This is a genomic window from Stenotrophomonas sp. YJH_SMC_127 (assembly GCF_059372445.1).
This window is the reverse complement of the sequence record NZ_JCAFVO010000012.1, coordinates 78,942-93,656: the sequence shown is the minus strand read 5'-3', so window position 1 is coordinate 93,656 and position 14,715 is coordinate 78,942. Positions and strand designations below refer to the sequence as shown.

Genomic DNA, 14,715 nt, shown 5'->3' with positions numbered 1-14,715 from the left:
GTGATGCATCTGGAGGACCAAGCCCCTCTGTTGAGGGGCTGCCCCGACAGGGGCGGGGAGAGGCCGGCAAAGGGAGGGGCCCACGCGTTGCGCAGCAACGTGTGGGGCGACGCGCAGAGCGCGTCGCGTCCCGCGCCAGATAAAGAAAAAGGGCTGCCTTTCGGCAGCCCTTTTTCTTTATCTGGCGGAGAGGGGGGGATTCGAACCCCCGAGGCGCTATAAACGCCTGCCTGATTTCGAGTCAGGTACATTCAACCACTCTGCCACCTCTCCGGGTGGTCCCCGGCGGACCGGGGACGCGCATCATACGAGGAAGTCAGGCCGACGACAAGTCATTCCGGTCAATGAAGTGAAAATTTCCTGGATGCATGCCTTGCCGGATGCCCGCAGCCCCCCGATGATGCCTGTCTCCCCAGCAATACCCCGCCCCTGCACACCATGATCGAATTCGGACACCTCACCCACCCCGGCCTGCGCCGCGAGCTCAACGAAGACACCTACTACGGTGACAGCGAGCTGGCCCTGTGGCTGGTGGCCGATGGCATGGGCGGCCACGCCTGCGGCGAGGTGGCCAGCGCGCTGGCGCGCGAAACCATCGTGCGCGAGATCCGCCGTGGCGCGCCGCTGGCCCAGGCCATCCGCACCGCCGACGAAGAGATCATCCGCGCCTCGCGGCGGCGCAACGACACCCTGCCGATGGGTACCACCGTGGTCGCCGCACGCGTGCAGGGCAATCGCTATGAAGTGGCATGGGTCGGCGACAGCCGTGCCTACCTCTGGCGTGACGGCCAGCTGGCACAGCTCAGCCAGGATCACAGCGTGGTGCAGGAACTGGTCGCGCAGGGCAACCTGACGGCCGAACAGGCACGCGCGCATCCACATCGCAACGTGGTCACCCAGGCGCTGGGCGTCACCGATCCGGCACATCTGAACGTGGCCACCACCAGCGGCGAGCTGCGCCCCGGCATGCAGCTGCTGCTGTGCAGTGACGGCCTGACCGAGGAAGTGGACGACCGCGGCATCGCCCGCACCCTCGCCTTCGAGGATGCAAGCGCACAGGAATGCGTGGACACGCTGGTCGCCGCCGCGCTCGACGGCGGTGGCCGCGACAACATCAGCGTGATCCTGGTGCGCTGCCATTAACCCGTAGATCCACGCCATGCGTGGAGGCGGTAGTGCCGGCCGCTGGCCGGCTCACCGGGAAACGTGTTCACGCAGATGCCGGCCAGCGGCCGGCACTACCTCTTCCAGGCATTACGCGCTGGCGGGCTCTTCCACCTTCGGCCCATCCCACAGTGCGTGGCCGGCCTTCTTGCGCAGCCGCTCCAGCCGCGCGGCATGCGCTTCCAGCTCCGACGGCGTGGCCACTACGCGCGGGCGCGGCAGCAGCTTGCTGGTATCGAAGGCCTGCAGCGCCGCACCGGCGCCACCGCCATCGTCATCCCCCAGGCCGAATCCGATCTCTTCCTGCCCCGAGGTCAGCGCGATGTACACGTCACCCAGGATCTGCGCATCGAGCAGGCCGCCGTGCAGCGCACGGTGCGAGTTGTCAACGCCCAGTCGCTTGCACAGCGCATCCAGCGAATTGCGCTGGCCCGGGAAGCGCTCGCGCGCCATCACCAGGGTATCGATCACCGTGCAGCGATCGGTGATCTTCCCGTACTGCGGGCCCAGCAGCGACAGCTCGTTGTCGAGGAAGCCCAGGTCGAACGCCGCGTTGTGGATGATCAGCTCGGCGCCATCGATGAAGGCCAGGAACTCATCGGCGATCTGCGCGAAGTCCGGCTTGTCAGCCAGGAACTCCAGGGTCAGGCCGGTGACTTCCTGCGCGCCCTGTTCGAACTCGCAGTCCGGCTTGATGTACTGGTGGTAGTTGTTGCCGGTCGGGCGGCGCTTGAACAGCTCCACGCAGCCGATTTCGACGATGCGGTTGCCCTTCTTCCATTCCAGGCCGGTGGTTTCGGTATCGAGGATGATCTGACGCATGGGCTCAGTTTACCGGGCTGGCGTCGCGGATCTGGATGGCCGCGTTGCGCGCCAGCGTATCCACCCGCTCGTTGTCCGGGTCACCGGAGTGGCCCTTTACCCAGCGCCAGTCGATCTGATGCCGCAGCGTCGCGGCATGCAGGCGCTCCCACAGCTCGCGGTTCTTCACCGGGTCGCCGCCGGCGGTCTTCCAGTTCTTGCGGATCCAGCCGGGCAGCCACTGCGTCAGGCCCTGCCGCACGTACTGCGAATCGGTATAGAGCACGATGTTGCAGGGCTCGGTGAGCGTCTCCAACCCGGAAATGGCCGCCATCAGCTCCATCCGGTTGTTGGTGGTGTGCGCTTCGCCGCCGCTCAGTTCACGCTCGTGGCCCTTGTAGCGCAGCAGCGCAGCCCAGCCGCCGGGGCCGGGATTGCCAAGGCAGGAACCGTCGGTGTGGATTTCGATGGTTTTCAATACAACTCCAGATCAGGTGGCAACGGTGCCGAGCCAACGCACCGGCAACGGTTTCGGCCCGGGCAGGGCCAGCGTGCGCTTTTCAGCATGGAACAGGCAGGCCGCGCGCAGCGGCGCCCAACCGCCCGTGCGGCGACTGCCTGCACCGCGCCAGAGCGGGCCGAGGTAACGCATATCGTCGCACTCCAGCCCGTGGCGGCCGAGCAGCAGGCGGATCCGCTGTGGCGTGCGCACCACCAGTCCGTGCTGGCGCCAATGCGTGCGGTAAGGGCTGAACGGGTTGAGGCTGCTCAGCCACAGGTGGCCGCCCGGCATCAGCACACGCTCGCACTCGTCCAGCAGTCGCTCCGCATCGCCCGCGGTCACATGCTGCAGCACGACCGCGTTGACGCTCTCGCTGGCCAGCGGCAGCGGCAGCGCACAGCGGGTGTCGCCGGCATAGCCCTGGCCCTGCCGGAACAGCCGCAGCCCGCGCCCGCCCAGCTGCGCATCCTCCAGCCAGGCCGCACTCGGTGCGATCCACAGCCAGGGCTGCGTCGGCAGGACAGACAGCTGCGGCAGCAGCAACTGCCGCTCCAGCACGCGCAAGGAGCCCGCCGGTTCAGTGTCGAACCACGGGGCCTGGCTCGCTTGACGGGTGCTCTGCAGCGCGGGCATGGTCCAATTCTATGCGACTGACTGCCCTGCCCGCATTTGCGGACAACTACATCTGGACGTTGATCGACGACGCTGGCGCCGCCGTGGTCGTCGATCCCGGCGATGCCGCGCCGGTGCTTGCGCTGGCCGATCAGGGCCTGCGCGTGGACACGATCCTGCTCACCCATCACCACGATGACCACATCGGTGGCGTGCCCGCGTTGCAGGCACGTTTTCCCGGTGTACGGGTCATCGCGCCCGTCGAGGAGCGCATCCCTGCAGCGACCGAGCGGGTCGGCGAAGGTGAACGCGTTCAGGCACTGGGCCGGACGTTCCACGTACTATCCGTGCCCGGGCATACCCGCAGCCACATCGCGTTTCACACTGCTGAACATCTTTTCAGCGGAGATTCGTTGTTCAGCCTGGGCTGTGGACGCCTGTTCGAAGGTACGCCGTCCCAGCTGCTGGCATCGATGCGCAAGCTGGGTACCTTGCCCGCGCAACTGCTGCTTTGTTGCGCCCACGAGTACACCGTGTCAAATGCCGTCTTCGCGCGGCATGTCGACCCCGCCAACGCTGCCCTGTGGCAGCGCCAAGAGGAGGCTTTGGCTATGCGCCGCGATGACCGTTCCACCCTGCCGGTAACCCTGGCCAACGAATTCGACTGCAATCCGTTCCTGCGTGTGCACACGGCGCCGATCCGCGCGGCAGTGTCGGCGCACCTGGGCCGCGACGTCGTTGACGACGTCGACGTCATGGCCGGTCTCCGGCACTGGAAAGACGGCTTCCGCGCATGATGCGCCGAAGTCTGCCGCTGGCCCTGGGCCTGGTCCTGGGGCTGGCCGGAACCGCCGGTGCCCAGTCGCTGGGCGCGGGCATCGGCCAGAACCTGGCCGCCGCGGCGGCCCTGCCGCTGGATCCGGCCGCGTTGCCGGCCGCGTCGGTCCGCAATGGCCAGGAGATCTTCTCCAGCTTCCGCGACGGCCTGGCCGAGCCCACCTGCAATGCCGAGGCCACCAGCCCGCGCTGGCAGAAGCAGTTCGCCCACGCCCCGTCGCGCCTGGCCAACCAGGATGACGATGCGCTGGTGCTGTTCGGCTACGTGGTTGAAGAGCTGCGCAAGGCCAACCTGCCTACCGAATTCGCACTGATCCCGTTCGTGGAAAGCGGCTACCGGCCCAATGCCCGCAATGGCAGCGGCCCGACCGGCCTGTGGCAGTTCATCGCCACCACCGCGCGCAACCACCGCGTGCCCATGGCCAACGGCTACGATGGCCGCCTGTCGGCGGTCGATTCCACCCAGGCCGCAGTGCGCTACCTGAAGACCCTGCACGGCATGTTCGGCGGCGACTGGCGCCTGGCCACCATGGCCTACAACGCCGGTGAGTACCGCGTGTTGCAGTCCATGCGCAAGGCCGGCATGAACGCGCAGAACGCCAAGCCGTCGGCGCTGCCCGGCCTGTCGCCGGTCACCCATGCCTACGTCGAGAAGCTGCATGCCCTGGCCTGCGTGCTGGAAGACGTGGAAGACCAGCCGGGCGTGATGGCCTCGCTGGACCGCACCGTGCCGGTGCTGAAGGACCACACCCTGCCCGCCGGCACCAGCGTCCAGCAGTGGGCCGCACAGCGCGCCCTGGACCCGGCCAGGATCGCCCGCCTCAACCCCGCCCTGGCGGGCGGTGGCCGCGCCTCGTCGGGTACCACCCGCGTGCTGGCTCCTGTCTCGGCTGCCAATGCGACGGTGGCGGACACCGCATCCGCCCTGGTCGCCAGCGCTGCGCCAGTCGCCACCGCAGCACCGACGCCGCAGGTGGCCAAAACCGTCGCCGCGATCGCTGATCGTCCGCGCAGCCGCCGCCACACCGTGCGTGATGGCGAGTCGGCCTGGACCATCGCCCGCCGCTACGGCATGCCGGTCAAGGCCCTGTTGTCGCTGAACGGCCTGAGCGGCAGCAGCGTGCTGAAGCCGGGCGCCGTGCTGCGCGTGGAAGACTGAGTCCGGCGCGGCACCGCCGCGCCCTGCCCTGTTTCCTGCAGAGCCGAGCCCTTGCTCGGCCTTTTCATGCCTGCGCCCGGCAGACGCAGTCGAGCATGGCTCGACGCTACACATCGGCAGGCACAAAAAAAGGCCCGGCAGTGCCGGGCCTTTTTCATGGATGCAACCGCAAGGCTTACAGGTTCGCCTCGGTGGTCTGGATCACGAACTTCTTGCGCATCGCCTCGATGTAGGCCTTGGCCGCGGCCATGCCATCGATCTGGCTCAGCTGTTCCTTCAGCTGCTTCTGCTGCTCTGCAGTCACTTCCTTGATGTCGCCCGGATTGACCTTGTTCACCGCGAACAGCAGCGCGTGGCCATTGACGTCGACCTTGCCATAGCTCGGCTTGCCTTCGGCCGGCACCGGCGCACTGAAGATCGCGCGGTTGATTTCCGGGGTCGGCACCGGCTGGCTGCGCGGCAGGCCCGGCATCGGGCTCAGCTGCAGCTTCTCGCTGGCGGCCAGCGACTGCAGGGTGGCACCCGCCTTCAGCTTGGCCAGGATGGCATCGGCCGCCTTGTCGCTGGCCTGGCGCTGGCGGTCAGCGCGGATCGCGGCGATCACCTGGTCACGAGCCTTGTCCAGCGGCAGGGCCTGTTCCGGGGTGTGCGCAGCCACGCGGATGACCACGCTGTGGTTGGTCGCGCCCCCCAGGGCGATCGGGTCACTGGCGGTGCCGTCCTGCACCAGCACGTCGGAGAACGCCGCACGCAGCACGGCCGGGTCAGCGGCAATGCCACTGGCGGTCGCGCGGGTGATCGGGCCCAGCGTCTGCAGCGGCAGGTTCACTTCCTTGGCGGCAGCGGCCAGGTCGCTCGGGCTCTTGTTGATGGCATCGACCAGGCGACCGGCCAGCTCGTTGAAGCCGCGCTCACCGTCGGCCTTCAGCTGTTCGGCGGCCAGCGTGTCACGCACTTCCTCGAACGACTTGCCCTGGCCACCGCGCACAGCGGCCACCTTGATGATGTGGTAACCGAACTCGGTCTTCACCGGGCCGATCACATCACCGGCCTTGGCCGCAAACAGCGCGTCCTCGAACGGCTTCACCATCGCACCGCGCTCGACCCAACCCAGGTCCCCGCCCTGGTCCTTGGAGCCCGGATCTTCCGAATTGGCCTTGGCCAGCGCGCCGAAATCGGCACCAGCGGCCTTGGCTTCGGCAGCGATCTTGTTCGCCTTCGCTTCTGCACCGTCACCGGTGATCAGGATGTGCGAGGCCTGGCGCTGCTCCGGCGAGGTGAACTTCGCCTTCTCGTCTTCATAGCGCTTGCGCAGGGTGGCTTCATCGGCCGCCGCCGGTGCCGGCAGGTTCGCGCCGTTGATCTCGACGTACTCCAGCGACACGCTCTCGGCCTGGCGGAAATCCTTGCCGTGGCTGTCGTACCACTGCTTGATCTGCTCATCGGTGACCGGCGCGGTATCGGCCGGTACGGGCGGCAACGCGGCCAGCTCGACGTCGCGGGTTTCGCCCAGCAGCTTCAACAGGCGCTCGGTCTCTGCCTGGGTGACGAAGCCGGAGCTCTGCAGGCCCGACGGAATCACCGACTGCTGCAGGCTCTCGCGCACCAGCTCCTGGAACTGGGTCGGCGTACGCGGCGGGTTGCCGCCGGCCAGGGCCAGGCGATAGTTGTTCTCGTTGAACTTGCCGTTCGAATCGAGGAATGCGGGCATGGTCGCGATGTACTCGCGCACCGCGCCGTCGCCGATCACCACGCCCGCCTGCTCACCGACCAGGCGCACGACCTGCTCGTCGATCAGCTGGTCGAGCACGGCCATCTTGTTCTCGGTGCTCTCGAACGCGCGCGGGTCGAAGTTGTCGCCCTGCTGCTGGCGCTCACGCATGCGCTCCTGCTCGAAACGCGTGCGGAAATCCTGCGAGCTGATCTCGTGGTGCTGCCACAGCATGCGCACCGGCCACCACGACGGCGCCGAACGCCACCAGGTCGGCGGCGCGGAAACCTTGGCCACGTTCTGTGCGCCAACGCCACCGAGGTAGCTGTTGTCGATCACGAACAGGAACGGAATCATCAGCAGCCCCAGGATCACAGTGACGATCCAGCCTGAGGTCTTGTCGCGGAGTTTCTGCAGCATGGTGAGGAATCACAAGGCCTTATTGGCGAGCCCGGCAGTGTAACCCGCTTCGCCGCAGGGACCAAAAGCAGCGCCAGCGCGGCCTGCGCCCACATCGGCAGGCATGCGCCATCCGCGTGTCGGCCATTTCCACCATGGCGCAAAGAAAAAGCCCCCGGCTTGCGCCGAGGGCTTTTGAAGTTGGCGGAGCGGACGGGACTCGAACCCGCGACCTCCGGCGTGACAGGCCAGCATTCTAACCAGCTGAACTACCGCTCCGCGCTTGAACTTTGCAGGCGCCCAGTATATCCGAAGACTCCCTGGAAACCCAGCCCGATGAACACTTTTTTCAAAGTTTTTTCACAGGGACTTAAGAATTCTGCAATGGCGGAGCGGACGGGACTCGAACCCGCGACCTCCGGCGTGACAGGCCAGCATTCTAACCAGCTGAACTACCGCTCCGTTCTTGCAAAAACCTTTTCGCCTTCCTTCCGAACCTGTCGGTGAGAAGACAAGGCCCCCAGCTTCAGGCCGGGGGCCTCGATGTAGTGGCGGAGCGGACGGGACTCGAACCCGCGACCTCCGGCGTGACAGGCCAGCATTCTAACCAGCTGAACTACCGCTCCGCGTTGTTACCTTTTTTGCTTTCAGCCGGCCTGGACCGGGGAGAAAACAAAGCCTCCAGCTTTTGGCCGGAGGCCTCGTTGAATGGCGGAGCGGACGGGACTCGAACCCGCGACCTCCGGCGTGACAGGCCAGCATTCTAACCAGCTGAACTACCGCTCCACACTCAAACTTTTACCGCGGTGCTGTGGTGGGTGCTGAGGGTTTCGAACCCCCGACCCTCTCCGTGTAAAGGAGACGCTCTACCGCTGAGCTAAGCACCCCAGCGAGCCGCTTAGTTTACAGCATCCTTCAGGGCCTTACCAGCCTTGAACGACGGATTCTTCGAAGCAGCGATCTTGATGGTGTCGCCGGTCTTCGGGTTGCGGCCGGTGCGGGCAGCACGGTCGCGGACCTGGAAGGTACCGAAGCCAACCAGGGTGACCGCATCGCCGTCCTTCAGCGCCTTGGTGACGGCAGCAACGACGGCATCGACAGCGCGGCTGGACTCGGCCTTGGTCAGGTCTGCAGCTTCAGCAACGGCATCGATCAATTCGGTCTTGTTCATTCTCTACAACTCCTTTGGCGGTGGGTTCCGCTTATTCGACAGGGAAGCAACCGCACGCGCTCTGCATGCGGCCGCCATGTGGAAACGGTTCGCCGAATTCAGCGATCGCCAGACTGCGATCACTCATTCGCGAGTGCTGCTTTTATACCAGTGGCCCTACCCCCACGCAAGCTGGAAAGCCAGCAACGACGCGGGTTTCGGGCCATTGGACAGCGCGCGTCAATGCTTGACGCGCGCGTTTCCACTCGGTTTGGCCTTGCTGCGCACCGTGACACGTTGCGCACTCTTGCGCGCCTTCTTCGGTGCCAACGGACGCTCCAGCGCCAGGTCCAGGACTTCTTCGATGTACTTCACCGGCACGATCTCCAGATCGCGGGTGACGTTGGCCGGGATGTCGGCCAGGTCCTTGCGGTTCTCCTCGGGAATGATGACCGTGCGGATTCCGCCACGCAGTGCGGCCAGCAGCTTCTCCTTCAGTCCACCGATGGCCGTGACGCGACCACGCAGGGTGATCTCGCCGGTCATCGCCACGTCGGCACGCACCGGCACCTTGGTCAGCATCGATACCAGCGAGGTGACCATCGCCGCGCCGGCACTCGGGCCGTCCTTCGGCGTAGCGCCATCGGGCACATGCAGGTGCACGTCGTGCTTCTGCAGGAAGTCGCTGTCGATGCCGAAGCCGACGGCGCGCGAACGCACCACCGACAGCGCCGCTGAAGCCGATTCCTTCATCACGTTGCCGAGCTGGCCGGTCAGGATCAGCTGGCCCTTGCCCGGCACCAGCGTCGATTCGATCTGCAGCAGATCGCCACCCACCTCGGTCCAGGCCAGGCCGGTGACCAAGCCGATCTCGTTCTCTTCCTCGGCACGGCCGAAGTCGAAGCGACGCACGCCCAGGTACTTGTCCAGGTTCTTGCTGGACACGCTCACCAGCGCCTTCTTCTTCGCGCCCTTCTTCGCCTTCACCGGCTGCGGGCCGGCCAGCGCGATCTCCTTCACCACCTTGCGGCAGATCTTGGCGATCTCGCGTTCCAGGTTGCGCACGCCCGACTCGCGCGTGTAGTAGCGCACGATGTCCTGGATGGCGTCACTGCCGATCTCCAGCTCTTCCGGCTGCAGGCCGTTGGCCTTGACCTGCTTGGGCACCAGGTAACGGGTGGCGATGTTGAGCTTCTCATCCTCGGTGTAGCCGGGGATGCGGATCACTTCCATGCGGTCCAGCAGCGGGCCGGGAATGTTGAGCGAGTTCGAGGTGGCCACGAACATCACTTCAGACAGGTCCAGGTCCACTTCCAGGTAGTGGTCGTTGAACGCGTTGTTCTGCTCAGGGTCGAGCACTTCCAGCAACGCCGAGGACGGATCGCCGCGGAAGTCCATCGACATCTTGTCGATCTCGTCGAGCACGAACAGCGGGTTCTTGCTGCCGACCTTGTTGAGGTTCTGCACGATGCGGCCCGGCATCGAACCGACGTAGGTGCGACGGTGGCCACGGATCTCGGCCTCGTCACGCACGCCGCCCAGCGACATGCGCACGAACTTGCGGTTGGTGGCCTTGGCGATGGACTGTCCCAGCGAGGTCTTGCCCACGCCCGGCGGCCCGACCAGGCACAGGATCGGGCCCTTCATCTGCTTCACGCGCGACTGCACCGCCAGGTATTCAAGGATGCGTTCCTTGACCTTCTCCAGCCCGTAGTGATCGGCATCGAGGGTGTCCTGCGCCACCTTCAGGTCCTTGCGAACCTTGCTGCGCTTCTTCCACGGCACGCCCAGCAACCACTCCAGGTAGTTGCGCACGACCGCCGCTTCGGCCGACATCGGCGACATCTGCTTGAGCTTGTTCAGCTCGTTGCGCGCCTTGGCCTCAACGGCCTTCGGCATGCCGGCCTCGGCGATCTTGCGCGCCAGCTCTTCCAGCTCGCCAGGCGCATCGTCCAGGTCACCCAGTTCCTTCTGGATGGCCTTCATCTGTTCGTTGAGGTAGTACTCGCGCTGGCTCTTCTCCATCTGCGACTTCACGCGGCCGCGGATGCGCTTCTCCATCTGCTGCACGTCGATCTCGCCGTCGACCAGGCCGACCAGCATCTCCAGGCGGTCACCGACGGCCAGCGTTTCCAGCAGGCGCTGCTTGTCGGCCAGGCGCACGCTGATGTGCGCGGCGATGGTGTCGGCCAGGCGCGCCGGCTCATCGATGCCCGACAGCGTCTGCAGCAGTTCCGGCGGCAGCTTGCGGTTGGTCTTCACGTACTGCTCGAACAGCGACATCAGCGAGCGGGCGATCGCCTCGACCTCGCGCGCTTCGCGCTCGTCGCTGGCGTCGATCTCCACGGCCTGGCCGTGCAGCGAGCCGTTGCGCTCGTCAACGTGGGTGACCTGCACGCGCGACAGGCCTTCGACCAGCACCTTGATGGTGCCGTCGGGCAGCTTCAGCAGCTGCAGCACCTGCGCCAGCGTACCGACCTGGTAGAGGTCGGCCGCATGCGGGTCGTCGGTTTCGGCCGACTTCTGCGCCAGCAGCAGGATGCGCTTGTCCGCCTCCATTGCCTGTTCGAGCGCGTGCATGGACTTGTCACGGCCGACGAACAGCGGAATGACCATGTGCGGGAACACCACTACGTCGCGCAGCGGCAGGACCGGCAGGTCGAGGGTTTCACTTGGGGAACGGGCCATGGGGGCTCCAGGGAAGGGGGAAAACCGCCTCCGGGAGGGCATCTTCCGGAGACAAAAAAAGCCGATGGCCCCGTTATGGGGCCATCGGCTTTCAGATGCAAGGCATTCCTTGAAAATCCTTTCCAATCAACAACCTGGAAGGATCACTCGGCGCCTGCGGCCTTCTGTTCAGGGACCGCCGGGGTCTGGTAGATCAGGTACGGCTCGGACTTGTGCTCGATCACCGATTCGTCCACCACCACCTTGCTGACGTTTTCCTGCGACGGCAGGTCGTACATGGTGTCCAGCAGGACCGATTCGACGATGGTGCGCAGGCCACGGGCACCGGTCTTGCGCTTGAGCGCCTTCCTGGCGATGGCCGACAACGCGTCCGGACGGAACTCCAGCTCGACGTTCTCCATCTCGAACAGCTTCTTGAACTGCTTGGTGATGGCGTTCTTCGGCTCGGTCAGGATCTTGATCAGGGCCGGCTCGTCCAGCTCCTCCAAGGTCGCCACCACCGGCAGGCGGCCGACGAACTCCGGAATCAGGCCGAACTTGATCAGGTCTTCCGGCTCGACTTCGGCCAGCACCTTGCCCACTTCCTGCTTGCGCTCGCTGCTCTTCACCTTGGCGCCGAAGCCGATGCTGCCGACGTCGGTGGAACGGGCCTGGATCACCTTGTCCAGCCCGGCGAACGCGCCGCCGCAGATGAACAGGATGTTCTTGGTGTCCACCTGCAGGAATTCCTGCTGCGGATGCTTGCGCCCGCCCTGCGGCGGAACGCTGGCCACGGTGCCTTCGATCAGCTTCAGCAGGGCCTGCTGCACGCCTTCGCCGGACACATCGCGGGTGATCGACGGGTTCTCGCTCTTGCGCGAGATCTTGTCGATTTCATCGATGTAGACGATGCCCTGCTGTGCCTTCTCGACGTCGTAGTCGCACTTCTGCAGCAGCTTCTGGATGATGTTCTCCACGTCCTCGCCCACGTAACCGGCTTCGGTCAGCGTGGTGGCGTCGGCCATGGTGAACGGCACGTTGAGCAGGCGGGCCAGGGTTTCGGCCAGCAGCGTCTTGCCCGAACCGGTCGGGCCGACCAGCAGGATGTTCGACTTCGCCAGTTCGACGTCGTCGTTCTTCTGCCGGCTCTCGATGCGCTTGTAGTGGTTGTACACGGCCACGGCCAGGGTGCGCTTGGCGCGGTTCTGGCCGATCACGTACTGGTCGAGGACCTCGAGGATCTCGCGCGGCTTGGGCAGCGAACTGCGCGCCGACTGCGCCTTTTCCTCAAGTTCCTCACGGATGATGTCGTTGCACAGCTCCACGCACTCATCGCAGATGAATACGCTCGGACCCGCAATCAGCTTGCGCACTTCATGCTGGCTCTTGCCGCAGAAAGAGCAGTAGAGGATCTTGCCGGTGTCCGTGGAACGACCTTGGCGGTCTTCGCTCATGCTTCGCTTACCCAGTTACCCCACCCGCTGAACGGGGGTTCGATTCGAGAATAGCACAGGGCCGAGGGGACACCAGTCCCGCCCGACCCTGCAGGAACGGGGCCTCCCTGGCCCCGTGAAGGCCGGTCAACCGGCCTGGATCGACTCATCCGGACGACGCTCCAGGACCTGGTCGACCAGACCGTAGGCCTGCGCCTCGAAGGCGCTCTTGAAGTTGTCGCGCTCGGTGTCGCGGGCGATCGTCTCCAGCGACTGGCCGGTGTGCTTGGCCAGGATCTCGTTCAGGCGCGAACGCAGGGTCAGGATCTCACGCGCGTGGATGTCGATGTCGGTGGCCTGGCCCTGGTAGCCGCCCAGCGGCTGGTGGATCATCACGCGCGAGTTCGGCAGCGCATAGCGCTTGCCGGCTTCGCCCGCGGCCAGCAGCAGGGCGCCCATCGAGGCGGCCTGGCCGATGCAGGTGGTGCTCACATTCGGCTTGATGTACTGCATGGTGTCGTAGATCGCCATGCCGGCGGTGACCACGCCACCCGGCGAGTTGATGTAGATGTTGATGTCCTTTTCCGGGTTCTCCGATTCCAGGAACAGCAACTGCGCCACCACCACGTTGGCCATGTGATCGTCGATCGGGCCCACGAGGAAGATCAGGCGCTCCTTCAACAGGCGCGAATAGATGTCGTAGGCACGCTCGCCGCGGCTGGTCTGCTCGACCACCATCGGAACCAGGTTCAGGGCTTTGGTTCGGTTGTCCATTACGTGAGGTACCTATCTTGGGGGGCAACAACCCCGCGCCGGCAAAGGCGCGGGGCATCCGGTGATCCGCCGGCTTACTGGCGGATCGCGTCCTGGAACGACAGCTTCTCTTCGGTGTGCTGGGCACGCTCGGCGATCCAGTCGATCACCTGCTCTTCCATCACACGGTTCTGCAGGCCAGACATCAGCTGGGGGTCGTTACGGTACATCTCAATGACCTGCTCCGGCTCTTCGTAGGTCGAGGCGATCAGACGCATCGTTTCGTTCAGGCGCTTGGCTTCCAGGCGCAGGTCGTTGATGCGGGCCACTTCACCGACCAGCAGGCCGACCAGCACGCGCTTGGCGGCGGCGTCCTTGAAGCCTTCGTGGGCATCGGCCGGGATCTCGCCGACGTTCTGGCCGTTGCGGCGCAGCTGCTCGACCTGCTGGGCCAGCATGGCGCGGGCTTCGTTCTCGACCAGGCGCGGCGGCATTTCCACCGACGAGTAGGCCGCGATCAGCTGCTCGCCCACTTCGCGGCGCAGGCGGTTCATCAGCGCGCCCTTCAGCTCACGCTCCAGGTTGGCGCGGATGTCGCTGCGGAACTGCTCGACGTCGCCCCCCTTCACGCCGAAGCTCTTGATGAAGGCTTCGTCGACCGCCGGCACGACCGGCTCGGACACTTCGGCAACCTTGACGGTGACCTGCACGGTCTTGCCGGCCAGCACCGGCACGCGCCAGTCAGCCGGGAACTCGACGTCCAGGGTCTTCTCTTCGCCCTTGGCCAGGCCGACCAGGCCCTTTTCGATGGTGTCGAACATCATGCCCTGGCCGAGCACGATCGAACCCTTCTCGGTGCCCTCGGCCGGCAGGCGCTCTTCGCCGGCCTGCGACCAGGTTTCCACCGCGACCAGGTCGCCGTCCTGCGCGCCACGGCTGACCGGGGCCCAGGTGCGACGCTGGTTCTGCAGGTTCTCGATCATCTGGTCGATGTCGGCGTCGGTGATCTCGGCGGTGTGGCGCACGACGGTCAGCTTGCTGACGTCGATGTCGCCGAAGTCCGGCACCACTTCCACGGTGGCCACGAAGGAGAACTCACCCTCGTCGCCCTTGTCGATGCGCGGGCTGCCGACGACGCGCAGGTCGTGCTCGCGCACGGCCGCGTCGAAGGTCTCGCGCAGCAGGCCGTCCAGCGCCTCGCCACGGACCTGCGCGCCGAAGCGCTGCTCGATCACCTTGGCCGGCACCTTGCCCGGACGGAACCCCTTGATGCGGGTGGTACGGGCGATTTCGCCCAGGCGGCCGGCGATGTGGCTCTGCAGACGCTCTTCCGGCAGCGAGAAGCTCAGGCGGCGTTCCAGGTTGCCGGTGGATTCGATCGAAGCTTGCATGTTGACTCCTGCCACCGGTGGCCCAGGCCCCCGGCTCGATGATTGGGATGAAACGGTTGTTAGGACACGACGTCTGGGACGCGCCTGCTTGCCGCAGCCCTTTAGTTTCGCCCAATTCGGCCTGCACTGCCAGCGC

At 65.7% G+C, this 14,715-nt stretch carries 12 protein-coding genes and 6 tRNA genes; 3 read left to right on the top strand and 15 right to left on the bottom strand.

The window, feature by feature from the left end; translation table 11 throughout:
* Positions 1-182 precede the first annotated feature (182 nt).
* A tRNA-Ser gene (locus AC5QAB_RS19725) sits at positions 183-273 on the bottom strand.
* 165 nt (positions 274-438) lie between these two features.
* Here AC5QAB_RS19725 and AC5QAB_RS19720 point away from each other — a divergent pair.
* Positions 439-1,143: a PP2C family protein-serine/threonine phosphatase gene (locus AC5QAB_RS19720; protein WP_014036153.1), complete on the top strand. Its 705-nt coding sequence runs from the start codon at positions 439-441 to the stop codon at positions 1,141-1,143.
* A gap of 111 nt (positions 1,144-1,254) precedes the next feature.
* Here the strand turns inward: AC5QAB_RS19720 and dnaQ are convergent, their stop codons facing one another.
* Genes dnaQ through AC5QAB_RS19705 form a run of 3 tightly spaced genes read right to left on the bottom strand, consistent with a single transcriptional unit; the run spans position 1,255 to position 3,100 of the window.
* Positions 1,255-1,986 carry a DNA polymerase III subunit epsilon gene (gene dnaQ / locus AC5QAB_RS19715; RefSeq protein ID WP_014036152.1) on the bottom strand — a complete coding sequence of 244 codons (732 nt, stop codon included), beginning with the start codon at positions 1,984-1,986 and terminating at the stop codon, positions 1,255-1,257.
* A gap of 4 nt (positions 1,987-1,990) precedes the next feature.
* A complete protein-coding gene (gene rnhA, locus AC5QAB_RS19710) occupies positions 1,991-2,443 on the bottom strand; it encodes a ribonuclease HI (protein ID WP_014646157.1) in 453 nt (150 codons plus the stop codon).
* A 12-nt stretch (positions 2,444-2,455) separates the two neighbouring features.
* Positions 2,456-3,100: a methyltransferase domain-containing protein gene (locus AC5QAB_RS19705; protein WP_041863105.1), complete on the bottom strand. Its 645-nt coding sequence runs from the start codon at positions 3,098-3,100 to the stop codon at positions 2,456-2,458.
* Positions 3,101-3,111: 11 nt separating this feature from the next.
* On the opposite strand from AC5QAB_RS19705, the gene gloB reads away from it, so the two are divergent.
* Complete coding sequence (gloB, locus tag AC5QAB_RS19700) at positions 3,112-3,876, top strand: hydroxyacylglutathione hydrolase (RefSeq protein ID WP_014646155.1); 765 nt, start codon at positions 3,112-3,114, stop codon at positions 3,874-3,876.
* On the top strand, positions 3,873-5,075 hold the full coding sequence (locus AC5QAB_RS19695) for a lytic transglycosylase domain-containing protein (protein ID WP_046429131.1): 1,203 nt from the start codon (positions 3,873-3,875) through the stop codon (positions 5,073-5,075). The genes gloB and AC5QAB_RS19695 overlap by 4 nt, the downstream gene beginning before the upstream one ends.
* 175 nt (positions 5,076-5,250) lie before the next feature.
* Here the strand turns inward: AC5QAB_RS19695 and AC5QAB_RS19690 are convergent, their stop codons facing one another.
* From AC5QAB_RS19690 to tig, 11 genes are all read right to left on the bottom strand, one after another.
* Positions 5,251-7,206 (bottom strand): peptidyl-prolyl cis-trans isomerase, encoded by a 1,956-nt coding sequence (locus AC5QAB_RS19690; RefSeq protein ID WP_197575003.1) that lies wholly within the window; start codon positions 7,204-7,206, stop codon positions 5,251-5,253.
* Positions 7,207-7,387: 181 nt separating this feature from the next.
* Positions 7,388-7,464: transfer RNA gene (locus AC5QAB_RS19685), tRNA-Asp, on the bottom strand.
* A gap of 106 nt (positions 7,465-7,570) precedes the next feature.
* A tRNA-Asp gene (locus AC5QAB_RS19680) sits at positions 7,571-7,647 on the bottom strand.
* An 87-nt stretch (positions 7,648-7,734) separates the two neighbouring features.
* Positions 7,735-7,811, bottom strand: a tRNA-Asp gene (locus tag AC5QAB_RS19675).
* An 83-nt stretch (positions 7,812-7,894) separates the two neighbouring features.
* Positions 7,895-7,971, bottom strand: a tRNA-Asp gene (locus tag AC5QAB_RS19670).
* A 26-nt stretch (positions 7,972-7,997) separates the two neighbouring features.
* Positions 7,998-8,072 (bottom strand) — tRNA-Val (locus tag AC5QAB_RS19665).
* Positions 8,073-8,083: 11 nt separating this feature from the next.
* A complete protein-coding gene (locus AC5QAB_RS19660) occupies positions 8,084-8,356 on the bottom strand; it encodes an HU family DNA-binding protein (protein WP_004146343.1) in 273 nt (90 codons plus the stop codon).
* A gap of 219 nt (positions 8,357-8,575) precedes the next feature.
* Positions 8,576-11,023: an endopeptidase La gene (gene lon, locus AC5QAB_RS19655; protein WP_014646100.1), complete on the bottom strand. Its 2,448-nt coding sequence runs from the start codon at positions 11,021-11,023 to the stop codon at positions 8,576-8,578.
* Positions 11,024-11,166: 143 nt separating this feature from the next.
* Positions 11,167-12,456 (bottom strand): ATP-dependent Clp protease ATP-binding subunit ClpX, encoded by a 1,290-nt coding sequence (clpX, locus tag AC5QAB_RS19650; RefSeq protein WP_014646099.1) that lies wholly within the window; start codon positions 12,454-12,456, stop codon positions 11,167-11,169.
* A gap of 126 nt (positions 12,457-12,582) precedes the next feature.
* Positions 12,583-13,209, bottom strand: coding sequence for an ATP-dependent Clp endopeptidase proteolytic subunit ClpP (gene clpP / locus AC5QAB_RS19645; protein ID WP_019659528.1), 627 nt, complete (start codon positions 13,207-13,209; stop codon positions 12,583-12,585).
* Positions 13,210-13,283: 74 nt separating this feature from the next.
* Positions 13,284-14,579: a trigger factor gene (tig, locus tag AC5QAB_RS19640; protein ID WP_032961818.1), complete on the bottom strand. Its 1,296-nt coding sequence runs from the start codon at positions 14,577-14,579 to the stop codon at positions 13,284-13,286.
* Positions 14,580-14,715 lie beyond the last annotated feature (136 nt).